The sequence below is a fragment of the Nonomuraea sp. NPDC049695 genome (genome assembly GCF_040674955.1).
Taxonomy (GTDB): Bacteria; Actinomycetota; Actinomycetes; order Streptosporangiales; family Streptosporangiaceae; genus Nonomuraea; species Nonomuraea helvata.
Genome location: NZ_JBFANV010000087.1, coordinates 1 through 20,383 on the forward strand (window position 1 = coordinate 1; position 20,383 = coordinate 20,383).

Sequence of the window (20,383 nt, forward strand, 5' to 3'; positions counted from 1 at the left end):
CCGTACGGACCGGCGAAGCCGTGGCGATCATGGGGCCGAGCGGTTCCGGCAAGTCGACCCTGCTGCACTGCCTGGCCGGGTTCATGAAGCCCCCACCAGGGGCGCGGCCCTTCGCCGTGTCTCACGGGCGGGGCGGCCGCCCGATGTCTCACGGCCACTTGGGGTCGCCCACCGGCTCGATCGGGCCCTCCAGCACGTCCAGCCGTTCCAGGAGCGTGAGGAACGTCATCGCGTACGGCGAGTCCTGGAGCACGGCCGCCACCCGCGGCCAGTCGACCTGCTCGCGCAGGGCGCGTACCTGGGCCAGCAGCGCCCCGTAGTCGCAGGCGTGCTCCGACAGCGGCAGCAGCCAGGTGATGACCAGATCGGTGGCCTCCAGTACGGGCACGATCACCGCGGAGGCCTTGAGCGGCTCGGCGCGGTCGAGCAGCTCGTCGGTGATCGACAGGTCGGACACCCGGAAGATCAGGTCCACCAGGCGCCCCTCGTCGTACGCCTTGACGAGCCAGTCCTCCGGCGGCTTGGCCGTCTGGAAGCCCAGCTCGCGCAGCGCTTCAAGCGCGGCCGGCACGTCATGCTCCGTGAGCACGAAGTCCACGTCGTGCAGCGACGGCGCGGCGCCCCTCGCGTACGCGGCGCACCCACCGGCCAGCGCGAACTTCACTCCGGCATCCTTGAGGCCGGAACTGGCACGCTTGAGCGTGTCGAGAATGGCATCGGTAACCGCGTGGCCGTGGCTAGTCATGTTTTCGGGCTACCCAAACGATCGTCAACTAGACGTTGGACGTGGGTCTGTGAGGGTAGCGCCAGGTGCTATGACCGAAATCCTCGAGAAGACCGAACAGGACTATGAGGGCGAGCACGATCGCCCGCTCCGCGGCTACGCCGGCATCCTCGGGGCGTACGGCGGCACGGTGGCGGTCGCCGCGGCCGCGACGATGCTGGCCGGGCGGCGGGTGCCCGATCACGTCGGCGTGATGGACCTGCTGCTCATGGCGGCGTGCACGCACAAGGTGTCGCGGCGGCTGTCCAAGGACCCCGTCACCAGCCCCCTCCGCGCTCCGTTCACCCGGTACGAAGGGCAGGGCGGCCCCGCCGAGGTGAAGGAGGCGCCGCGCGGCGCGCTGGGCGAGCTGCTGGCCTGCCCGTTCTGCCTGGCCCAGTGGGTGGCCACCGCGTACGCCGCCGGCCTCGTGCTGTCTCCCAGGGTGACCAGGCTGGTGGGCGCGACGATGACCGCGGTGGCGATCTCGGACTGGCTGCAGCTCGCCTACGCCAAGCTCATGAAGTCCGCGGAGTGACGGACCTCCATCAACGGGCCCCATCAACGGGCCCCGTCAACGGGCCCCGTCAACGGCGCCGTCAACGGACCCGCGGCAGGACCTCGCGCTCGTAGAAGTCGAAGAACGCGTCCTGCTCGTACCCGATCTGGTTGACGTAGACCTCGTCGAAGCCCGCGTCCACGTACTGCCTGATGGCCTGCGCGTGGACGTCGGGGTCGGGGCCGACCGGGCTGCCGTTCACGGCCTCCTCCTCGGTCACCATCTGCGCGAGCTGCTCGAAGTGCCGCGGCAGCGGCAGCAGCTGCGAGGCCTCGCCCTTGATCCCCTGCGTGGGCCACAGGCGGTGCACGGTCTTGCGGGCGGCCGACTCGTCGGTGGCGTAGCAGACCTTGAGCCCGCCGAGCGACGGCTTGCCCTCCCCACCCGCCGTACGGAACGCCTGCACGGATTCGGCGTCCGGCGCGATCGAGATGTACCCGTCGGCGAGGCGCCCGGCGACCTGAATGGACTTCTGCCCGAACGCCGACATGTAGATGGGCGCGGGCTCGTCGGGCAGCGTGTAGAGCCGGGCGTTGTCGACGCTGTAGTGGCGGCCCCTGTGGGTGACCAGCTTGCCGGTGAACAGCTCGCGGATCAGCCCGACCGCCTCCTCCAGCATCTCCAGCCGCTCGCTCGCCGGGGGCCAGCGCGAGTCCAGGATGTGCTCGTTGAGTGCCTCGCCGGTGCCCACGCCGAGCCGGAAACGACCGCCGGTCAGCGCCGCCGTGGTGGCCGTGGCCTGGGCGATGATCGCGGGGTGCGTGCGTACGAGCGGACAGGTCACGGCGGTGGTGATCGGCAGGGACGTGGCCTCGGCCACCGCGCCGATGACGGACCAGACGAACGGAGCCTGCCCCTGCTCGTCGAGCCACGGGTGGAAGTGGTCGGATATCCAGAGCGCCTCGAAGCCGGCGCGTTCGGCGGCCTTGGCCTGCCTCACCAGCTCTTTAGGGCCATGCTCTTCGCAGGACAGGAAATAGCCGAAGGTCGTCATGCGAATTCCCTGCCCTTTGGGTCAGGGAAAAACATGTTATGTAACTCTTCCTGAGGGCAGCAGCAGTGACATGGCTACTTTGCTCTGGATCATCGCGGTAATACTCGTCATCTCCGGGATCTACGTGATCCTGGCCCGGCGCGACCTCCTGTGGGGCATCGTGCTCATCGTACTCGGATTCCTCGTCGGCCCTGGTGGGGTGAGTATCTTCAATGTGTAAGCTCCGCGCTCCCCAGGGCATGGGGAGCGTGTGAGCAAATATCCGCCGTTCAGCCGCTTCGAAACGGGGGCGGCCTCGGCGAGAGTACGTGAACAGCTCGCGCGGCTGCGGCATCGCATGCGTAACGAGGCCATACTCGACGAGGCGACCGCCCGGCTCGCGACGGAGCTGAACATCCGACCCGGTGAGGCCGCCGCACAGCTCGCCCGTATGGCGCAGCACAGCGGGCTCGACCTCATCGAAGTCGCCAAGGGCATCGAGCGCCCCCAAGAGGAGGAGACACTCGCGCTCGCCGTGCCCGCGTCGGTACGCGGGATGCTGGAAGCCGTCCACGCCTCGGCCCTCTACCTCACGCCCATCAAAGACTCTCTGGGCCGCGTGGTGGACTTCCGCATCCTGGCGGCCAACCGCCACGCCATGACCGTGCCGGGGCGTGCCGCCGGTGAGCTGGCCGGACGCCGGCTCATGGCGGCCACCCCGGGAGTGGCCGGCTGCGGGCTGCTCGACGACTACATCGCCGTGTACGAGACCGGCGAATCGGTGCTCCGGGAACCGCTGGAGTACGTGGAAGTGGTGGACTTCCTGCTCTGGCCGGCCACGCTGAGCGTGCGTGCCTCGCGCGTGAATGACGGGCTGCTGGTGAGCTGGCGGGCCCTCGACGAGGAGGAGCTCCTCGTCTCCGGTTGGGAACGCGCTCAGCGCCTGGCCGAGCTGGGCTGGGGCGAGTGGAACCTGGCCACGGAGCGCACGCTGTGGACGCCCCAGATGTACGAGATGTTCGGCCGCGACCGCGCCGACGGTCCGATGTCACTGGAGCAGCTGCCGGGCGCCGTCGTGCCCGAGGACCTGCCGGTCATCGAGGACATGATGCACTGCCTGCTGGAGTTCAGGGAGGCGGTCGAGACCGGCTTCCGGATCCAGCACCGGCACGGGGTGCGCCATCTCAGCGTGTACGGCGAGCCGATACTCGACGCCGACGGCCTGCCGGTGAAGGTGCGCTGCCTGGCACAGGACGTGACCAAGAACCGCCGCAAGGAACGGGCCCTGGCGGTGGCGCACGAGCAGGCCCATTGGCAGCGCCAGCGGGCCGAGGAGGAGCACCGGGTCACCGTCCAGCTGCAGAACACGATCATGCCGATCCGCCGTGGGCTCATCCAGCTGCCCCGGCTGACCGTCGGCGTGCGCTACCTGCCGGGCGAGGAGCTCGCCCGGCTCGGCGGCGACTGGTTCAAGGCCCGCCTGCTGCCCGACGGCCGGGTGATCCTCGCGATCGGCGACGCGATGGGACACGGGCTGACCGCGGCGAGCATCATGCTCCAGATGCGCTCGGGCCTCGGCGGACTCGCCTACACGGGAGCCGACGCGGGCCGGCTCACCACCTGGCTGAACGATCTCATCGTGCACTCCACCGAGGGCATCACCGTGACCGGCACCGCGATCATCGGCCACTTCGACCCGGACGCGCGCACATATGCCTGGACGAACGCGGGGCACCCCCCGCCCGTGCTGATCAGGAAGGACCACGCCGCGCTGGTCCAGGGGGCCTCGGGGACGATGCTGGGGGCATTCGACGCGACCGAGTACGGCCTGACCACCACCAGGCTCGAGCCCGGCGACGTCCTGCTGCTCTACACCGACGGGATCGTCGAGCGGCGTGAGCAGGACCTGGAGACCGGCTTGGCGGCCCTGGTCCAGGCCGCTCACTACTGCGCCGGGGAGGATCCCGAGGAGATCATCGGATGCCTGCTCAAGCGGCTGGGCGGGGAGAACGCCGAGGACGACATATGCCTGATGGCCGCCAAGGTCCTCTAGAAGCCGCTCTCGCAGTCGAGGCAGTAGACCGCGTACGCACGCCCGAGCACCGGCAGCGCGACGTTACGCACCCTGATGCCGCCCGGCGTCATGCCCTTCTCACTGCCCTTGTGGGCGTGCCCGTGCAGGATCAGGTCGGCGCCCGCCGTGTCGACCGCCTCCGCCAGCAGGTAGCTGCCGAGGAACGGGTAGATCTCGGGGGGCTCCCCCTCCAGCGTCTCCTTGATCGGGGAGTAGTGCGACAGCACCACGCGCTTCTCGGCCACGATCTCCTTCAGCGCGACCTTCCACGACTCGGCGATGTAGCGGGTGTGGGCGACGAAGTTCTTGATCTCGCGCTCGCCGAACTCGCTGGCGCACTTGCCCGCGAACCCGCCACCGAATCCCTTGCCGCCGACCACGCCCAGCTTCCTGTCACCGCACTGGATGACGGCGCCGTCGTCGTCCAGCACCACGACGCCGGCGTCGCGTAGCTCGGCGGCGATCTCGTACTGCAGGTCGGAGTGGTAGTCGTGGTTGCCGAGCACCGCGACGACGGGGATCGGCAGGCCGCGCAGCTCGTCGGCGACGACGCGCCCCTCCTCGAGCGTGCCGTGCCTGGTCAGGTCGCCCGCCACCATCAACACGTCCGCGCGTTCCTCGATGCCGCCCATCTTCTTCCTGAACTGTCCTCTGTCGTCCTCCCCCAGGTGGATGTCTCCGACGGCTGCTATGCGCAGGTCAGTCAAGACGCTCATCCTCCCCCGGTTCACTGGCCTCCACGACCCTGATCTCATTGTGCAGATGGAGCTCGGGTGCGGCTTCGTGCGCCACCTGGGCGAGCCGCTCGCGCTGTCCCGTGCCGCTCACCTGGCCGCGCAGGAACAGTTGGTCACCTCGTATGTCGACGCGGATTCCGAGCTCGTGCGTGCGTCCGTCCTCGGCCAGCGCCTGCTGGACGCGGGCCGCGACGTACTGCGGAGCTTCCATCACTCGCCTCCTTCTTCTGTCGCCGCATGCCCGGGTATAAACCGCTCAAACGGCACGGATAAGGTCGATTACCGCCCGCTCCACCGTGCCGGCCGTGGCCAGCTGCCCGAAGTCGGCGTCCGCGCCGAGCTCGGTCAGCACGGCCGCGATGGTCCTGTCCTGGTCGTACGCCTCGACCACGCGCGGGTCCACGTACGAGGCCCTGGCGACAGTGGGGGTGTTACCCAGGTACTCGGAGACTTCGCGCATGACCCGGGCGACGGCCCGCTGCTTCTGGCCGGCCGGCTTGGACACCGCCAGGCCCACGGCGGCCAGAACGGTGGCGTGCCAGGTGCGGAAGTCCTTGGCGGTGACCTCGTACCCGATGGTGTCTCTCAGGTAGTCGTTGATGTCCTCGCTCCTGATGTCGGCCCAGCCGCCCGCGTGCCGGTAACGCAGCAGCTCACCGTCGGCGCCGAGCGCCTTGAGCGCCCTGAGCACCTTGCACGCCCCCGGATCGGCCACCTCGACCTCCCGCAGGATGTCGCCCTTGGCCGGATATCTGCACATGATGATGCCGTTGGCGCAGGTGACGTGCTCCATCCTGAGCGTGGCGAGACCGTAGGTGTCGTAACTCTCGCCGCCGATGCGGAAGAAGCCGATGTCGAGCAGGCGGGCGGCGGTGGCCAGCACCCGCTCCCTCGTCAGGCCGCGCCCTTCGAGCTGGTCATCCACGGCCTTCCTGAACGCCGGCAGCCGCTCGGCCACCTCGAGCACCCGGTCGAACTTGGCCTGGTCCTGCTGCTCGCGCCAGAGATCGTGGTAGCGGTACTGCCTGCGCCCGGCCGCGTCCGTGCCCACGGCCTGCAGATGGCCGTGCGGCGACTTGCAGATCCACACGTCGGTCCAGGCCGGGGGGATGGCGAGCGCCTTGATCCGGTCCAGCGTGGCGCGGTCGCGCACCGGACGCCCGTCAGGACCCAGATAGCTGAAGCCGCGCCCGCGGCGCCTGCGCATGAACCCCGGCTCACTCTGGTCACTGGGATGCAGGTCGGGCACGGATGGCCGCTACCCCCGACGTTAGGCGGCAAACAGGACGGGCAGGTGAGCCGCATGTCTGACTTGCCTGATAACGGAAAGTGGCACGAGGAAGGGGACGCGAAGGGCCATCCCATGGTGCCGGCCACACCACGTGACGTGGTGCACATCAGGGTCGGGTCGTTCATGCTGGTGTTCCTTTTCGCGTTCGCGGTGCTCGGGATCATCGCCCGCGCCCCGGTCATGACCGGGATCGCGATCGTGCTGGGCATCGCCACGGTGGTCGACATCGTCCTGGCCGTACGGCGCCAGAAACTGCGACAAAACGGAGAGGCGGGCTGATCTGCACATGGCACCACTTCAAGGGCGAGTCGTAGTGGTGACGGGCGCGAGCGGCGGGGTCGGACGAGCGGTCGTCCGCCTGCTGGGACAGCGCGGGGCCAAGGTGGCGCTCATCGCCCGGGGCACGACCGGGCTGGGCGCCGCCGCCGTGGACGTGGGCGCGGAAGGAGGGACAGGGCAGGTATACGAGGCCGACATGGCGGACTACGACCAGGTGAGGCTGGCCGGGGAGCGCATCGAGGCCGAGATGGGACCCATCTCCGTCTGGATCAACACCGCCTTCTCCTCCGTCTTCGCCAAATTCAGTGACATCACCCCCGACGAGTACGCCCGCACCACCGCGGTGACGTACCTGGGCTACGTCTGGGGCACGAAGGTGGCCCTGGACCTCATGCGCCCGCGCGGCACGGGCGCGATCATCCAGACCGGCTCCGCGCTTTCCTATCGCGGCATCCCGCTGCAGTCGGCGTACTGCGGCGCGAAACACGCCATCAAGGGGTTCACGGAGTCACTCCGCACCGAGCTGCTGTCCGACGGCAGCGACATCCACGTCAGCCTGGTGCAGCTGCCCGCGGTCAACACCCCGCAGTTCGACTGGGTGCTGTCCAAGCTCCGCCGCCACCCGCAACCGGTGCCCCCGATCTACCAGCCGGAAGTGGCGGCCAGGGCCATCGTGTACGCGGCCGAGCACCCGGAGCGCAAGGAGTACTGGGTGGGCGCCAGCACGGCCGCCACCCTCCTGGCCCAGCGCGTCGCCCCGGCGCTGGTGGACCGCTACGTGGCCAGGACCGGCGCGCGCTCCCAGCAGACGGACGAGAAGCCGCCGAGCGGCGTGTCCAACCTGTGGGAGCCTGCGGACGACACCGAGGACTACGGCGCCCACGGCTCGTTCGACAAGCGCTCCCATGCCCGCAGCCCCCAGCTCTGGCTGTCACAACACCGTGGCCCGGTCCTCCTCGCCCTGGCCGGAGGCGCCGCCGTCACTCTCGCCGCCCTCCGCCGCCGTAGCCCATGACCCCGGCGGTCCCGATCCGCCGGCACCGGGCGCTTCCGGTCGCCGGCGAAGGGGGCAATCGATCACGCCTGGGGCGGGGTTAAGGGGGCTTGGCGGGGTAGGCGGCGGGAAACCGGTTCCGAGGAGGCCATGATGCCCGAGCGCGATCTTCAGTATCTGTCCGAGTTGGCCGCGCAACTCCGCGTCGACTCCGTACGCGCGGCCGCCGAGGCCGGATCCGGCCATCCGACCTCGTCCATGTCGGCGGCCGATCTGATGGCCGTGCTGTTCGCCTGCCACCTACGCTACGACTTCGATCACCCTGACAACCCGGCCAACGATCACTTGATCTTCTCGAAGGGGCACGCGTCGCCCCTTCTCTATTCGCTCTACAAGGCGGCCGGCGCCATCGACGATCAGGAGCTGGTGACGTTCAGGAAGCGCTCCAGCCGGTTGGAAGGCCATCCCACGCCCCGGCTGCCCTGGGTGGACGTCGCGACAGGGTCGCTGGGGCAGGGCCTGGCGGTGGGTGTCGGGGTGGCCATGGCCGGGCGGCTGGAACGGTTGCCGTACCGGGTGTGGGTGCTCTGCGGTGACAGCGAGCTGGCCGAGGGGTCGATCTGGGAGGCGGCCGAGCACGCGGGCTGCGAGGGGCTGGCCAACCTGACCGTGATCGTGGACGTGAACCGGCTCGGGCAGCGAGGTCCCACCCGGCACGGGTGGGACACCGGGGCGTACGCGCGCAGGTTCGGGGCGTTCGGCTGGCACACGATCGAGATCGACGGGCACGATCCCGGGCAGATCGACTTCGCCCTGAGCGACGCCTGCAACACGCGCAGGCGCCCGACCGTGATCCTGGCCAAGACGCGCAAGGGCGAAGGGGTCCTGGAGGTCGAGAACCGCGAAGGGGCCCACGGCAAGCCGCTCAAGGATCCGGACAAGGCCCTCGAGGAGCTGGGCGGCCCCAGGGACGTGCGGGTGGAGGTGCACAAGCCCGACGACGCCCCGGCGCCGTACCGGTTCGAGACCAGGCCGATGAGCCTGCCCACGTACGAGGTGGGCGACAAGGTCGCCACGCGGACGGCGTTCGGGGACGCGCTCGCGGCCCTCGGCGCGGCGCGGGAGGACGTCGTCGTGCTGGACGGCGAGGTGGCGGACTCGACCAAGGCGGAGGCGTTCGCCAAGGAGTTCCCCGAGCGGTTCTTCGAGATGTACATCGCCGAGCAGCAGCTCGTGGCCGCCGCCGTGGGCCTGCAGGTGCGCGGGTGGCGGCCGTACGCGGCCACGTTCGCGGCGTTCCTGACCAGGGCGTACGACTTCATCAGGATGGCCGGCGTGAGCAGGGCCTCGATCCGGCTGGTCGGCTCGCACGCGGGGGTGTCGATCGGCGAGGACGGCCCCTCTCAGATGGGCCTCGAGGACATGGCGATGATGCGGGCCGTCTACGGCAGCACCGTGCTCTATCCGTGCGACGCCAACCAGGCGGCGGCGCTGACCGTCGAGATGGCCGACATCGAAGGCGTGTCCTACCTGCGCACGACGCGCGGGAACACGCCGGTGATCTACCAGCCGGGCGAGCGGTTCCCCGTGGGCGGTTCACGGGTCCTGCGCCACTCGCACAACGACCGGGCCACGATCCTGGCCGCGGGCGTGACCGTGCACGAGGCGCTGGCGGCGGCCGACGAGCTGCGCGACGCCGGGATCCCCGTGGGGGTGATCGACCTGTACTCGGTCAAGCCCGTCGACACGTCGGCGGTGGTCGAGGCGGCCACCACCACGGGCAACCTGATCACGGTGGAGGATCACCGGCTGGAGGGCGGCCTCGCCGACGCGGTGATGGACGCGGTCAGCGAGCTGGGGCCGCGGGTGGTGAAGCTGGCCGTGACGGGCCTGCCCGGGTCCGCGACGCCCGAGGAGCAGCTCGCCCTCGCGCGCATCGACCGCCACGCGATCGCCGAGGCCGTCAAGCGGCTGCTGTGAGGGCTGGGGACATGGAAGAGGGCCGACGGCGTGTCCGCCATCGGCCCTCGGAGTGTGGAAGGCCCCCGGTCAGCGGGCCTTCGCCGTGGCCTTCCTGTTGGCCTTCTTGATGGCGTTCACCAGCTCCTGCTTGGTCATCTTCGACCGGCCGGGTACATCGAGCTGGGCAGCCACCTTCTGCAGGTGCTCCTTGCTGGCGTTGGCGTTGACGCCCTCGGCCGTCCGGCCCGACCGGTCGGTCGCGCCCTTGTCGGAGGGGCCCTTCTTCTCCTTCGGCTCCCAGTGGTCGCCGACCTTCTCGAACGAGTGCTTCAGCGCGGCGAACGCGGTCATGTGGGCGCGACGACCCTCGCCGTACTCCTTCACGGCGTTGTCGTGCGCCTTGATCCACGTGTTCTGGGCCTTCTTCGGCGAACGTTTGATGGTCGACGGCAGCTCTTCGACGGCTGGCATGTCGATTCACCTCCTACAGCGGCGGTTCGTCGTAGTGGCGGCGTTCCTCGTACACGGTGGTCCTGCGGGCCTCAGGCTCCTCGTACACGTCGTGGCGGTGAACGGGCTCGTCGATCGCCCCGACCGCCCTACGGGTCACGCTGATCCTGTAAATGCCGAACAGGAGTCCCGCGAGACCGCCGAGCATGAGGATGACCCCCACGACGTTGATGTCGAGACCGGCGAGGTCGAACTCGACGGCCCAGGTGAGGATCGCGCCGAGCATGATGAGGATGATGCTTCCGGCGATGGTCATCAGATTTACCTCCTTGACACGAAGGAACCTCTATCCACATGTCGAAAAACAAACCAGTCGTAGTGGTCGGGCTCATGGGCTCGGGCAAGTCGACGGTCGGCCGCTTGATCGCGGAGGTCCTGGGCCTGCCGTTCAGTGACAGCGATCCGTTCCTCAAGGCGCGGTACGGCGGCACCGCCGCGCAGATCGCCGCCCGCGACGGCGCGGAGACGCTGCACCGGTACGAGGCCGACCACGTGCTGCACGAACTGGCCGGGGAGCCCGAGGTCATCGCGGCGGCCGCCAGCACGGTCGAGGACCCGCGGGTGCGCGAGGCGATGAAGGAGGCTTTCGTGCTCTGGGTGGACGCCGACGACGAGGTGCTGGCCCAGCGGATGAAGTCGAGCGACCACCGCCCCGCCTTCGGCCCCGCCGCCATGCGGGCCCGCCGGGAGCCGTACTTCCGCGAGGTGGCGGACCTGAGATGCGACGTCGGCGGCATGCGCCCCGAGGAGACCAGGGACGCCGCACTGCGGGCCATGGGTCTGCCGGTCCCCGGCTCCCGCTGAGTTTGGCATAATGATCATGACGCATGGGTCCCCCGAGGCGCGCGGGGGACCTGTGGCGTCCAGTGAACTGCGATGTTTCGGGGACAACCAAAATGCGGCGTCGTGCATCTAAGCATCAGTGACGATGCGCTTGGTGCCCGGTGACCCCGAGAGGCTCGGCGGCTTCTGGCTGGCGGCCCGGCTCGGCGCGGGCGGTCGCGGCGTGGTCTACGACGCGTACGACGACGAGGGGCGGCGCTTCGCGGTCACGGTGCCGCGGGGGTCGCGGGAAGACCAGGCAGGGCGCCGGTTCGAGCGGATCAGCTGCCCCCATCTGGCCGAGGTGGTCGCCGTCGGGGCCGACGAGGGCGTGCCGTACGTGGTGAGCGAATACGTGGACGGGCCCGACCTGCGGCGGGCGGTGGAGCTGCACGGGCCCTACGCAGGCGACGAGCTGCTCGCGCTGGCCGGGGCACTGGCGTCCGCGCTGGAGGCGCTGCACGAGGCGGGGCTGACGCATCGGGGGCTCAATCCGGAGAGCGTGCTGCTCGCCGCCGGCGGCCCCAAGGTGATCGAGCTGGGCGTGCCCGCCGGCGGGACGTACACGTACACCGCGCCCGAGGTTCTGACCGGTGAGGAGGCCGGGGCGGCGGCCGACGTGTTCGCGTGGGGCGCGGTGGTGGTCTTCGCGGCCACCGGGCGCGACCCGTTCAGCGGGGAGAGCCTGGGCGGGGTCATGCACCGGCTGCTGACCGCCGATCCGGACCTGGACGTGCTGCCCGAACCGCTGCGCGAGCCGGTCGGGCGGGCCCTGGCCAAGGATCCCGCCGACCGGCCGGCGGCGCGGGAGCTGCGTGTCGGGGGTGCGGCGGAGGTGCGGCCGCCGGAGGGGCACACGGGGCCGCGCTCGCTGGGTGAGGTGGCCGAGGAGGCGTACCAGGCGCTCACGCCGCGGCAGCAGGCGGAGGTGCCGGGGCTGCTGCTGCGCCTGTTCGACGGCGACACCCCGCACGACGAGGGCGACGTGCTCGGCCCGCTCATGGAGGCGGGCCTCCTGGTACGCCGCAGCGTACGCGTGCCGCCGACCGAGACCTCCGTGGGCAAGCTCGTGGCCGTCAGCGACAGCCGGGTGGCCCCCGCCAGCGCCGCGCTCTACCGGGCCTGGCCCCGGCTGCGCGACTGGGTCGCGGACGAGCGCGAGAGCCTGCAGGCCCACCGGCTGATCCGCGAGGCCGCCAGAGACTGGTCCGAGCACCGGCGCGGCAGGAGCCGCCTGCTCCGCGGCGAGTCACTCGACACCGCGCTCGCCTGGGCCGCGACCAAACGCCGCCATCTCCGCCTCAACCAGCTCGAACGCGACTTCGTCAACGACAGCGTGGCCCTGTCCAAGCAGCGCAGGAAGCTGCTCGCGCCCGCGCTGGCGACGCTCGGTGCGGTGCTCGCCGTCGCGGTGACGCTGGCGGTGGTGTCCGTACACGGGCAGAACCAGCTGCGCGGACAGCTCATCGAGGCCAACGCGCGGGCCGTGGCCGCCAGGGCTGAGGCGCTGCGGTCGTCCGACCCGCGCACGGCGATGCGGCTGAGTGTGGCCGCCTGGAAGCTGTCGCCGGTGTTCGAGGCGCGGGTCGCGCTGCAGGCCTCTCTCGTGCAGCCGGAGCTGGGGACGTTCACCGACCCGACCGCCGATGTGCGGGCGCGTTACCTGCTGCGCGGGGACGAGCTGGTCAAGTGGGGCACGGGAGAGGTCACCGTCTGGGACGTGACCGGCGGGCGGCGGCTCGCGTCGTACCCGCTGCCCGCGGGCAGCATGCTGAGCGACGACGGGAAGTACGCGGTCGGGACCGACGGCAGGCCGTTCGAGGTGGCCACCGGGCGGCCGCCCACCGCGACGACCGCCTATGCGATCACCCAGGGCAACAGGACCAGGGTCTACCGGGGCGGGCGGCTGCTGTTCGACGTCACCGACCGCCAGGTGGCGCTCTCCCCGGACGGGAGCGCGGCGGCCTTCTCCACCCTGACAGGGCGGGTCGAGCTGTGGGCGCTCGGCGGGCGGACCCGGACGGGCGCGGTCGAGGTCCAGCCGCTCACCGGCGCGGACGCGGCGGCGCCCGCCCTGACGTTCAGCCCGGACGGCACCACGCTCGCGGTGGCCGGGCGTGACGGGGTCACGCTCGTGGCGGCGCGGCAGAGCGGGACCGCCCGCGGGGAGACGCTCGCCACCGACCGTCCCGGACCGGCGAACACGGCGCCGCCCGGACGCGTGCCGACGGGCGCCGCGTCACCGAACCCGTCGTCGTCACCGAACCCGTCGTCGTCACCGAACCCGTCGTCGTCACCGAGTCCATCGGCCTCCGGCGGACGTGAGCCTGCCGTCACGCCGTCACCCACCGGCCGCCCCCAGGTGCTCAGCTCGGACAGGCAGGACGCCGGTTACGCGGGCCACGACAGCACGAAGGCCCGTGTCCTGCCCGGCGTGGAGGTGGTCGGCGACGACGACCTGGGCCGCACCTCCGCCGACCCGCCCGCCTTCAGCCCCGACGGCCGCCTGCTGGCCCTGCCAGGCGAAGGAGAGGTACGGGTCTGGAACGTGGCCGAGCGCCGTCTCGCGGGCGTCTACCCGCTCCGGAACCCCGAACGCGGCCTGGCCTTCTCCGGAGACGGACGCTCGCTGCGCTACCTGAGCGACACCGGATCCGTCGTCTCCCTCGACGTCTCGGGGCTGCCGATCCCCTCGGAGGACGGCCGCACCGCCGCCTTCTCCGGCAACGGGCGGGTCGCCGCCAAGGAGGTCGGCGACGCCATAGAGCTCACCGACGCCGTCGAACGCAGGACGCTCGGCCGCATCGCCGCCGCCGGCGACCTGTCCTTCGACGCGGACGGCCGACTGCTCGCCGTCGCGGGCGACCCCGTGACCGTGTGGGAGGTGACCGGCAACAGGCAGGTGGCCGCCATCGACGTGGGCGGCGACGTGACCGCCGTCGCGCTCTCCCCTGCCGGCGACACGCTGGCCACCGCGCGCGGCAAGACGCTGGAGACGTGGGACGTGCGCGCGGGACGGCGCATCAAGGCGTACGAGGGCGCGGGCGACCTGGCGCTGGCCTTCAGTCCCGACGGCTCGACGCTGGCCGCCGGGGCCAAGCTCCTCGACCTGCGGACCGGCGAGGTCACCCCGCTCGACCTCACCCGGTCCCGCGAGGCCGTCCAGGCTCTCGACGCCGACGACGCCCCGGCCGCCCCGACCGCGCTCGCCTTCTCCCCTGACGGGCGCACGCTGGCGTTCGGGCTGGAGGGCGGCCGGGTGCTGCTCTGGGACGTACGCGAACAGGAGACGCGGGGCACGATCGAGACAGGCACGGCGCCGGTGGACGAGCTCCGCTTCTCCCCTGACGGCGACCTGCTGGCCGTCGACGCCGCCCGTACCTCGCTCTGGGACACGAGCACGATGCGCGAGGTCGGCCAGGCGGGCTCGTGGGCCGCGATCCCGGCCTTCACCCAGGACGGCAAGCGGCTGCGCGGCGTGGCGCTCGACGGCACCGTACGCGAGAGCCCGGTCGATCCCGCGCTGGCGGCGGTAGAGGTGTGCGCCAAGGCGGGCGGGGCGCTGAGCCGGGCGGAATGGACCCGGCTGATCCCTGAGAGCGGCTACCAGGACAGCTGCTGACGGCCGGCTTCACCGTTCTGGACAGGCAGTGCCCTTCCTGACCGGTCAGGGTGAGCCGGGGACGACGAATCCTGTCTCGTAGGCGGCGATCACGGCCTGGGTGCGGTCGCGGACGCCGAGCTTCATGAGGACGGCGGCCACGTGGGATTTGACGGTCTCGATGGTCACGGAGAGCTCACCGGCGATCTCGGAGTTGGACATGCCGCGCGCGAGAAGGCGAAGAACGTCCTGCTCGCGCTGGGAGAGCTCGGGGAGCGGCCGGCTGGACCGTGCGGCGAATCGTTCGATCAGCCTGCGCGTGGAGGCGGGGAAGAGCAGCGACTCACCGGACGCCACGACGCGCACGGCCTCGATGAGCTCCTTGGGCGGGATCCGCTTGAGCACGAACCCGCCGGCGCCGGCGCGCATGGCCTCGAAGACGTATTCGTCCACCTCGAAAGTGGTGAGCACCAGCACTCGGGGGGCGCCGTCGCGGGCCGTGATGCGCCGGGTCGCCTCCAGGCCGTCCATGCCCGGCATCCGGATGTCCATCAGGATCAGGTCCGGCGGGTCCGATCCGCGTGCCAGTCCCACCGCAGCGTGGCCGTCGTCGGCCTCGGCGACGACCTCCCAGTCGTTCTCCGAGGAGAGGATCGCCCGCAGCCCCACCCGGACGAGGGGGTCATCGTCGACGATGGCGATCCTCATCCGAACGCCCCGCGACGGATCGTGCATCCCAGGCACGCGCACCCCCGGCTCAGGGCACACCGGGTGGTCGTGCCCTCGGGAAGCCGGCTGGCCAGGGGGAGCACGGCGCGCACCGCGAATTCGTCCTCTTCCGTGATGCCCACGGTGGCCTCACCGCCCAGGAGGGTCGCCCGGTCCTTGATGGATGCCAGCCCGCGGCCGGCGCCCCTGCCCGGTGCCGGCCCGGTACGGGGTGACGCGTTCGTGACGGATACGGTCACGACCCCGTCCTCCGCGGCGATGTCAACGTTGACGGCACATCCCGGGGCGTGCTTGGCGGCGTTCGTCAGCGACTCCTGAACGATGCGGTAGACGCCCCGGCCGAGTGCGGCGGGCAGCTCGCCGGTCGCGATCCGCACCTCGATCTCCATGCCCGCTTCCCGGGCGTCGGCGATGAGGGTCAGCACGCTCTCGCCGTCGGGCGGTGGCGCGTATCCCCGCGCGCCGACCCTGTCGATCGCATGGTCGCCTCGCAGATCGGTGATGATGCGGTCGAGTTCGCCGAGGGCGGCGCGTCCGCGCTGCTCAATGATGCCGAGCGCGCGGCGGGCGAAGTCGGGGTCCTTGTCGAACACGTGCGTGCCGGCGCCCGCCTGCACGACGATCATGGACAACATGTGGCCGATGCTGTCATGCAGCTCCTGATCGATGCGAACCTGCTCTTCCGCCTGGGCGGCACGGGCGAGCGCCGCCGCCATGATCTCGTCGCGGCCGGGGCCGAGCGCCCACACCGCGAGCCTCCCGTGCCAGGCGGCCAGGGCCCAGGTCGCCCTGCGGAGGGCGGGGAGCAGGACGAGACCGGCCGGGCACAGCAGCAGCCACTGCTCGCCGACGAAGTCGATCGGCACCCCGTCGACCATCACGGCCAACGGCGCCAGCAGGAGCAGAACGGGAAGCGCCACGAGAAGGAGACCGAGCGGCCCGGTGACCGAACGGACCAGGATCCAGGCCAGCACCCGCCAGCTGTGTCCGTCTTGGAAGACCGCGAAGCCGCGGCGTACCGCGTTGACCATGCCCGACCACCGGGATGCCGCCGAGCGCTTGTACCGGACCGGCTCCGGCGCCGTCACCTCCTGGCCCAGGAGCGAGGCCAGCAGGAACCGCTCCCAGCGCCCGATCGGCCGCAGCAGGAGCTGAGCCCACAACACGTTGGGAACGCTGATCAGCACCATCTGCCCGGCCAGCCCGGCCACGTACATCCCGCCGATGACCGTGAACCACAGGGCACCGAAAACGGACCCGAGCAGGAGGTAGGTGGCCGGGAACGCCTGCCGCGGGAGGGCGCGACGGGAGGTCGAATCCTGGAGGAGAGCCACGCCTCGCATTGTCTCCCGGCGGCGACGACGGCGTCATCGTCCGGCCGCCCGATCGGCGATCCCTCCGACGAGGGATCAGGCCACTGCCGCTCCCCCGGGGGAGCGACGGGCGAATCGCTCGCCCGCGAAGCCTGATTCGCTCCACGGCGGGTGCCCTTCCCCCACATCCACGCCTACCGTCGAGTGAGCCGACGATCACAGGAGGAACCATGGGGGCAAGGCTCTCGACGTTATGGGTTTTCGCGCTCTTCAACTATCTGTACTGCGACATCGTGGGGTTGATGGACTCCGGATTGCTGAAGCAGTACCTGACCGGACACGTCGGGGGACTGGACGTCAGTTCGGGATTCCTGCTGGGCTCGGCCGTCCTCATGGAGATCCCCATCGCCATGATCGTCGTGTCCAGGCTGGCCAGGCAGCGCACCGGCCGGCTGCTCAACCTGGCCGCCGGAACGCTCATGACCGTCGTCCAGTCGGCGACCCTCGTCGTGGGAACCCCGACGATGTACTACGCGTTCTTCAGCGTGATCGAGATCGCCTGCACGTCGTACATCACCTGGTGCGCATGGAAATGGCGCGTCGCCGAAGCGCAGGCCGCCCCATCGGGGGCGCGCTAGTCGCTCGGATACGTCCTGACGACCTTGCCCTTGAGGTCGGCGACCAGATAGCCCGTGCGGTAGCCGTCTGACACGTAGACGAGCAGCACCTGGTGCGGGCTGGCGAACGCGTAGTCGGGGTCCGCGATCACGTACCGCAGGGTCGGCTTGGGGACGCCGAGGTCCTTGTCGGCCTTCCTGAGCAGGGCGGGGAGGGCGTCCCAGTTGTACTGGTCCAGGTCCACCACCGGGGTGTCCACCTTGCCGCCGATGCCGGAGCGGACGACCTGGCCGTCGCGGTAGTCGTACCTGTCGTAGATCGCCTTGTCCCGCTTGAGCGGCGCCTCGATGGAGGCGTAGGTCGGGTACACCGTCAGTTTGACGACCTTGGTGCCGCCGATGGTGGGCTTGATCTTGGCGATCATGGCGCGCATTCCCGCCGGGGTGTGCAGGTTGCCCGGCGTGGCGCGCGTGGTGGCCTTCGGCGACTCGCGGTCCGTGGTCATGGCCGGGGTGTTCCCCGCCGACGGGAGGTCCTCGGCCACTTCCCTGGACTGGGTGGGGAGCAGCTGCCACACCAGCACGCCGGTCACCGTGACGGCCACCGCCGCCGACGCCACGATCGCCGCGGTACGGGCCACGGGTGCGCGGCGCGGCTGCCCGGGGCGCGGTCCCTTGATCGGGGCCGCGTTCCAGGGGGATGGCTGCGGGGCCGCGCGCCGGTACCCGGGCGGCACGGTGGGCCCGGACACCGGCGGCACCGTGTTCCCGGCGACGTGCGGCCCCGCATGCCTGCCCATGGACGGCTCCGCATAGCTGCCCATGGGCGGCTCCGCGTGCCTGCCCATGGGCGGCTGCGCGTGCCCGGCCACAGGCGGCGCGCCCAGCGGCGCGGGTCTCATCGCGGCGGGAATCGAAGGCGACCCTGGGATGGAGGGCGACCCCGAGACGGAGGGCGACCCTGAGATCGGCGATGCGGCCCCGGCCGGGAACGGGGCCGAGCCCGACGACGGAGCCCAGACCGGAGAAGGACCCGAGCCCGACGACGGGCCCCAGACCGGGGAAGGATCCGAGCCCGGGTCGGCAGCCGAATACGAGGAGGGGGCCGAGCCTGGGTCGGCGGCCGAGGCCAGCATGCGATCGAGGGTCTCGACGTCGGGGCGGGCCGCCGGGTCGCGTCTGAGCAGGGCGATCAGCACAGGGGCGAGCGAGCCGGCGCGCTCCGGCGGCGGCACGTCCTGGTTGAGCACGGCGGCGAGCGTGGCCAGCGTGGTGCTCCTGCGCAGCGGGTGCCGACCCTCCACCGCCACGTACAGCATCATGCCGAGCGACCAGAAGTCGGAGGCCGGGTCGCCCTCGATGCCGTTGATGCGCTCGGGCGCCATGTACTCGGGCGAGCCGATGAACGCACCGGTGGCCGTCAGGCTCGTGGACTCCCGCACGGCCGCGATGCCGAAGTCGGTGAGCACCGACCGGCCGTCCTCGTGTAACAAGACGTTGGCGGGTTTGACGTCACGGTGCTGGATGCCGACGGCGTGCGCGGCCCGCAGCGCGGACAGGACCTCGCGGCCGAGGCGCGCCACCTCGTGCTGCGGCATGGGACCGCGTTGGATGCGGTCCTGGAGCGAGCCACCCGAGACCAGCTCCATGACGATCCACGGATAGCCGTGTTCGCCCGGGTCGACGATGTGGTGGATGGTGGCGACGTGCGGATGGTTCAGCCGGGCCAGAGCCCTGGCCTCCCGCAGCACCCTGGCGCGGAGCTCGCGAGCACGGGCCGGGTCCTGCTCGTCCATGGACGGGTCCGGAGGGCGTACCTCCTTGAGCGCGACCTCGCGGTGCAGGGCCACGTCCCAGGCCCGCCACACCAGGCCCATGCCCCCACCGCCGAGCCGCTCCATCAACTCGAAGCGGCCGTCGATCACCCGTCTGTCCATGCGAGCAGCGTAGGGCCGCCCAGTCCCCCCGCGCCATCACGCTCCGAGGCCCGCCCCGGCCTCCACCGCACTCCCGACGTGAGCCGCCCCCGGCGGGGTCACCCAAGGGCGACCACCCCCCAGCCGACGCCACCCCATCGGCCACGTCGGCGGTGGTCACGATGAGGGTGGTGATGCCGGCCTCGGTGTCAGGCGCTTCTGATCAGCTCCTCCGCTTCGACACCGTGCAGGAACGGCAGTCCCTGGGCGTACCTGGCGAGCTCGTCGAGGGCCAGGTGGGCGAGGCGGGGCAACTCACCGCCGAGTGATCCGGCGATGTGCGGGGTGAGCAGCACGTTCGGGAGGTCGTAGAGGGGCGAATCGGCGGGCAGCAGGTCGGGCTCGGTCACGTCGATCACCGCGTACAGCCGCCCGCCGGCCAGCTCGGCGATGAGCGCGTCCTGATCGACGAGCGCGCCGCGGGCCGTGTTGATCAGCGTCGCGCCGTCGCGCATGCGCGCGAGGCGCCCGGCGTCGATGAGGTGCCTGGTCTCCGGGAGCGAGGGCGCGTGCAGGCTGATCACGTCGCACCGCTCGAACAGCTCGTCGAGCTCGACCTGCGGCACGCCAAGGTCCTCGGTCAGGTACGGGTCGGCGACGAGCACGTCCAGCTCGAACGGCCGCAGCAGTTCGATCACCCGGCGGCCGATCCTGGAGGCGCCGACGATGCCGACCGTACGCCGGTAGTTGCCGAACCCGGGGAAGCGACGCTCCAGGTCGAGCCGCGCCCGGTGCTCGCGGTAGAGCCGGGAGATGTCGAGCACCCGCTTGTTGGCGAAGAGAATGGAGGCCAGCGTGTACTCGGCGACCGGCTCGGCGTTGGCCGCCGCGGCGGACGAGACGAGGATGCCGCGCTGCCAGCACGCCTCGGTGACGTGATGCTTCACAGAACCGGCCGCGTGCACGACCGCGCGCAATTTGGGCGCCCTGTCCAGCACCTCCTGGGTGATGGGCGGGCACCACCAGCTCGTGTAGAGCACTTCCGTCTGGGCCAGCGCCTCGGCCACGACCGGGTCGGCGAAATCCTCGGCCACCAGATCGGGGTCCACGTCGGCGATGCCGAGCAGGCGGTCGCGTACCTCCCCCGTGACGAGCCGCCCCGCCACCGGCCGCCCCATGGCGATCAAGGTCTTCGGCCGTGATTCGATCATTCGCTCTCCCCCGCAATCAATCCGATCGAAGC

General features: G+C 70.9%; 20 protein-coding genes and 1 pseudogene. 10 read left to right on the forward strand and 11 right to left on the reverse strand.

Annotated elements, in window-relative coordinates:
- Window positions 1-92 (forward strand): annotated as a pseudogene (locus tag AB0J64_RS45275) (ATP-binding cassette domain-containing protein); the annotation flags it as partial.
- Between the two features lie 56 nt (window positions 93-148).
- Here AB0J64_RS45275 and AB0J64_RS45280 read toward each other — a convergent pair.
- Window positions 149-745: a nucleotidyltransferase gene (locus tag AB0J64_RS45280; protein ID WP_344991146.1), complete on the reverse strand. Its 597-nt coding sequence runs from the start codon at window positions 743-745 to the stop codon at window positions 149-151.
- Between the two features lie 70 nt (window positions 746-815).
- Here AB0J64_RS45280 and AB0J64_RS45285 point away from each other — a divergent pair, with 70 nt between their 5' ends.
- Entirely contained in the window at window positions 816-1,301 is a 486-nt protein-coding gene (locus AB0J64_RS45285; RefSeq protein ID WP_364042038.1) for a DUF1360 domain-containing protein, read from the forward strand.
- 61 nt (window positions 1,302-1,362) lie between these two features.
- Here AB0J64_RS45285 and AB0J64_RS45290 read toward each other — a convergent pair whose 3' ends face one another.
- Window positions 1,363-2,316 carry a TIGR03557 family F420-dependent LLM class oxidoreductase gene (locus AB0J64_RS45290; protein ID WP_364042040.1) on the reverse strand — a complete coding sequence of 318 codons (954 nt, stop codon included), beginning with the start codon at window positions 2,314-2,316 and terminating at the stop codon, window positions 1,363-1,365.
- 70 nt (window positions 2,317-2,386) lie between these two features.
- Between AB0J64_RS45290 and AB0J64_RS45295 the strand changes: the two genes are divergently transcribed.
- Complete coding sequence (locus AB0J64_RS45295) at window positions 2,387-2,536, forward strand: GPGG-motif small membrane protein (protein WP_165959640.1); 150 nt, start codon at window positions 2,387-2,389, stop codon at window positions 2,534-2,536.
- A gap of 30 nt (window positions 2,537-2,566) precedes the next feature.
- On the forward strand, window positions 2,567-4,348 hold the full coding sequence (locus AB0J64_RS45300) for a SpoIIE family protein phosphatase (protein ID WP_364042042.1): 1,782 nt from the start codon (window positions 2,567-2,569) through the stop codon (window positions 4,346-4,348).
- Here AB0J64_RS45300 and AB0J64_RS45305 read toward each other — a convergent pair.
- The 3 genes from AB0J64_RS45305 to AB0J64_RS45315 are packed head-to-tail and all read right to left on the reverse strand — an operon-like array spanning window position 4,345 to window position 6,313.
- Complete coding sequence (locus AB0J64_RS45305; protein WP_364042044.1) at window positions 4,345-5,085, reverse strand: metallophosphoesterase; 741 nt, start codon at window positions 5,083-5,085, stop codon at window positions 4,345-4,347. The genes AB0J64_RS45300 and AB0J64_RS45305 overlap by 4 nt on opposite strands.
- On the reverse strand, window positions 5,069-5,317 hold the full coding sequence (locus AB0J64_RS45310) for a BON domain-containing protein (protein ID WP_364042046.1): 249 nt from the start codon (window positions 5,315-5,317) through the stop codon (window positions 5,069-5,071). The genes AB0J64_RS45305 and AB0J64_RS45310 overlap by 17 nt, the downstream gene beginning before the upstream one ends.
- 45 nt (window positions 5,318-5,362) lie before the next feature.
- Window positions 5,363-6,313, reverse strand: a complete 951-nt coding sequence (locus tag AB0J64_RS45315; protein ID WP_364042048.1) for a DNA topoisomerase IB — start codon at window positions 6,311-6,313, stop codon at window positions 5,363-5,365.
- A 96-nt stretch (window positions 6,314-6,409) separates the two neighbouring features.
- Here AB0J64_RS45315 and AB0J64_RS45320 point away from each other — a divergent pair, with 96 nt between their 5' ends.
- From AB0J64_RS45320 to AB0J64_RS45330, 3 genes are all read left to right on the forward strand, one after another.
- Window positions 6,410-6,676, forward strand: a complete 267-nt coding sequence (locus AB0J64_RS45320; protein WP_364042050.1) for a hypothetical protein — start codon at window positions 6,410-6,412, stop codon at window positions 6,674-6,676.
- A gap of 7 nt (window positions 6,677-6,683) precedes the next feature.
- Complete coding sequence (locus AB0J64_RS45325) at window positions 6,684-7,691, forward strand: SDR family oxidoreductase (RefSeq protein ID WP_364042052.1); 1,008 nt, start codon at window positions 6,684-6,686, stop codon at window positions 7,689-7,691.
- Window positions 7,692-7,820: 129 nt separating this feature from the next.
- Window positions 7,821-9,650 (forward strand): transketolase, encoded by a 1,830-nt coding sequence (locus AB0J64_RS45330; protein ID WP_364042054.1) that lies wholly within the window; start codon window positions 7,821-7,823, stop codon window positions 9,648-9,650.
- Window positions 9,651-9,719: 69 nt separating this feature from the next.
- Here the strand turns inward: AB0J64_RS45330 and AB0J64_RS45335 are convergent, their stop codons facing one another.
- Window positions 9,720-10,103, reverse strand: a complete 384-nt coding sequence (locus AB0J64_RS45335) for a ChaB family protein (RefSeq protein WP_364042056.1) — start codon at window positions 10,101-10,103, stop codon at window positions 9,720-9,722.
- 13 nt (window positions 10,104-10,116) lie between these two features.
- A complete protein-coding gene (locus tag AB0J64_RS45340) occupies window positions 10,117-10,398 on the reverse strand; it encodes a hypothetical protein (protein ID WP_344991180.1) in 282 nt (93 codons plus the stop codon).
- 38 nt (window positions 10,399-10,436) lie between these two features.
- Between AB0J64_RS45340 and AB0J64_RS45345 the strand changes: the two genes are divergently transcribed.
- Both AB0J64_RS45345 and AB0J64_RS45350 read left to right on the forward strand, forming a co-directional pair.
- Window positions 10,437-10,946, forward strand: a complete 510-nt coding sequence (locus tag AB0J64_RS45345; protein ID WP_364042058.1) for a shikimate kinase — start codon at window positions 10,437-10,439, stop codon at window positions 10,944-10,946.
- A gap of 124 nt (window positions 10,947-11,070) precedes the next feature.
- Complete coding sequence (locus AB0J64_RS45350; protein ID WP_364042115.1) at window positions 11,071-14,586, forward strand: serine/threonine-protein kinase; 3,516 nt, start codon at window positions 11,071-11,073, stop codon at window positions 14,584-14,586.
- A gap of 45 nt (window positions 14,587-14,631) precedes the next feature.
- Here AB0J64_RS45350 and AB0J64_RS45355 read toward each other — a convergent pair whose 3' ends face one another.
- On the reverse strand, window positions 14,632-15,273 hold the full coding sequence (locus AB0J64_RS45355; RefSeq protein WP_364042060.1) for a response regulator transcription factor: 642 nt from the start codon (window positions 15,271-15,273) through the stop codon (window positions 14,632-14,634).
- Complete coding sequence (locus AB0J64_RS45360) at window positions 15,270-16,628, reverse strand: histidine kinase (RefSeq protein ID WP_364042062.1); 1,359 nt, start codon at window positions 16,626-16,628, stop codon at window positions 15,270-15,272. The genes AB0J64_RS45355 and AB0J64_RS45360 overlap by 4 nt, the downstream gene beginning before the upstream one ends.
- A gap of 209 nt (window positions 16,629-16,837) precedes the next feature.
- Between AB0J64_RS45360 and AB0J64_RS45365 the strand changes: the two genes are divergently transcribed.
- On the forward strand, window positions 16,838-17,245 hold the full coding sequence (locus AB0J64_RS45365; RefSeq protein WP_364042064.1) for a DUF6326 family protein: 408 nt from the start codon (window positions 16,838-16,840) through the stop codon (window positions 17,243-17,245).
- Here AB0J64_RS45365 and AB0J64_RS45370 read toward each other — a convergent pair.
- A complete protein-coding gene (locus AB0J64_RS45370) occupies window positions 17,242-19,161 on the reverse strand; it encodes a protein kinase (RefSeq protein WP_364042066.1) in 1,920 nt (639 codons plus the stop codon). The two genes, AB0J64_RS45365 and AB0J64_RS45370, sit on opposite strands and share 4 nt — an antisense overlap.
- 188 nt (window positions 19,162-19,349) lie before the next feature.
- Window positions 19,350-20,351 carry a hydroxyacid dehydrogenase gene (locus tag AB0J64_RS45375; RefSeq protein ID WP_364042068.1) on the reverse strand — a complete coding sequence of 334 codons (1,002 nt, stop codon included), beginning with the start codon at window positions 20,349-20,351 and terminating at the stop codon, window positions 19,350-19,352.
- Window positions 20,352-20,383: the final 32 nt, after the last annotated feature.

What these genes read in the sequence shown, in the direction of transcription:
- AB0J64_RS45280 (WP_344991146.1), bottom strand. Translation starts at nt 745, where the DNA reads ATGACTAGCCACGGCCACGCGGTTACCGATGCCATTCTCGACACGCTC.
- AB0J64_RS45285 (WP_364042038.1), top strand. Translation starts at nt 816, where the DNA reads ATGACCGAAATCCTCGAGAAGACCGAACAGGACTATGAGGGCGAGCAC.
- AB0J64_RS45290 (WP_364042040.1), bottom strand. Translation starts at nt 2,316, where the DNA reads ATGACGACCTTCGGCTATTTCCTGTCCTGCGAAGAGCATGGCCCTAAA.
- AB0J64_RS45295 (WP_165959640.1), top strand. Translation starts at nt 2,387, where the DNA reads ATGGCTACTTTGCTCTGGATCATCGCGGTAATACTCGTCATCTCCGGG.
- AB0J64_RS45305 (WP_364042044.1), bottom strand. Translation starts at nt 5,085, where the DNA reads ATGAGCGTCTTGACTGACCTGCGCATAGCAGCCGTCGGAGACATCCAC.
- AB0J64_RS45310 (WP_364042046.1), bottom strand. Translation starts at nt 5,317, where the DNA reads ATGGAAGCTCCGCAGTACGTCGCGGCCCGCGTCCAGCAGGCGCTGGCC.
- AB0J64_RS45315 (WP_364042048.1), bottom strand. Translation starts at nt 6,313, where the DNA reads ATGCGCAGGCGCCGCGGGCGCGGCTTCAGCTATCTGGGTCCTGACGGG.
- AB0J64_RS45320 (WP_364042050.1), top strand. Translation starts at nt 6,410, where the DNA reads ATGTCTGACTTGCCTGATAACGGAAAGTGGCACGAGGAAGGGGACGCG.
- AB0J64_RS45325 (WP_364042052.1), top strand. Translation starts at nt 6,684, where the DNA reads ATGGCACCACTTCAAGGGCGAGTCGTAGTGGTGACGGGCGCGAGCGGC.
- AB0J64_RS45330 (WP_364042054.1), top strand. Translation starts at nt 7,821, where the DNA reads ATGATGCCCGAGCGCGATCTTCAGTATCTGTCCGAGTTGGCCGCGCAA.
- AB0J64_RS45335 (WP_364042056.1), bottom strand. Translation starts at nt 10,103, where the DNA reads ATGCCAGCCGTCGAAGAGCTGCCGTCGACCATCAAACGTTCGCCGAAG.
- AB0J64_RS45340 (WP_344991180.1), bottom strand. Translation starts at nt 10,398, where the DNA reads ATGACCATCGCCGGAAGCATCATCCTCATCATGCTCGGCGCGATCCTC.
- AB0J64_RS45345 (WP_364042058.1), top strand. Translation starts at nt 10,437, where the DNA reads ATGTCGAAAAACAAACCAGTCGTAGTGGTCGGGCTCATGGGCTCGGGC.
- AB0J64_RS45350 (WP_364042115.1), top strand. Translation starts at nt 11,071, where the DNA reads ATGCGCTTGGTGCCCGGTGACCCCGAGAGGCTCGGCGGCTTCTGGCTG.
- AB0J64_RS45355 (WP_364042060.1), bottom strand. Translation starts at nt 15,273, where the DNA reads ATGAGGATCGCCATCGTCGACGATGACCCCCTCGTCCGGGTGGGGCTG.
- AB0J64_RS45365 (WP_364042064.1), top strand. Translation starts at nt 16,838, where the DNA reads ATGGGGGCAAGGCTCTCGACGTTATGGGTTTTCGCGCTCTTCAACTAT.
- AB0J64_RS45370 (WP_364042066.1), bottom strand. Translation starts at nt 19,161, where the DNA reads ATGGACAGACGGGTGATCGACGGCCGCTTCGAGTTGATGGAGCGGCTC.
- AB0J64_RS45375 (WP_364042068.1), bottom strand. Translation starts at nt 20,351, where the DNA reads ATGATCGAATCACGGCCGAAGACCTTGATCGCCATGGGGCGGCCGGTG.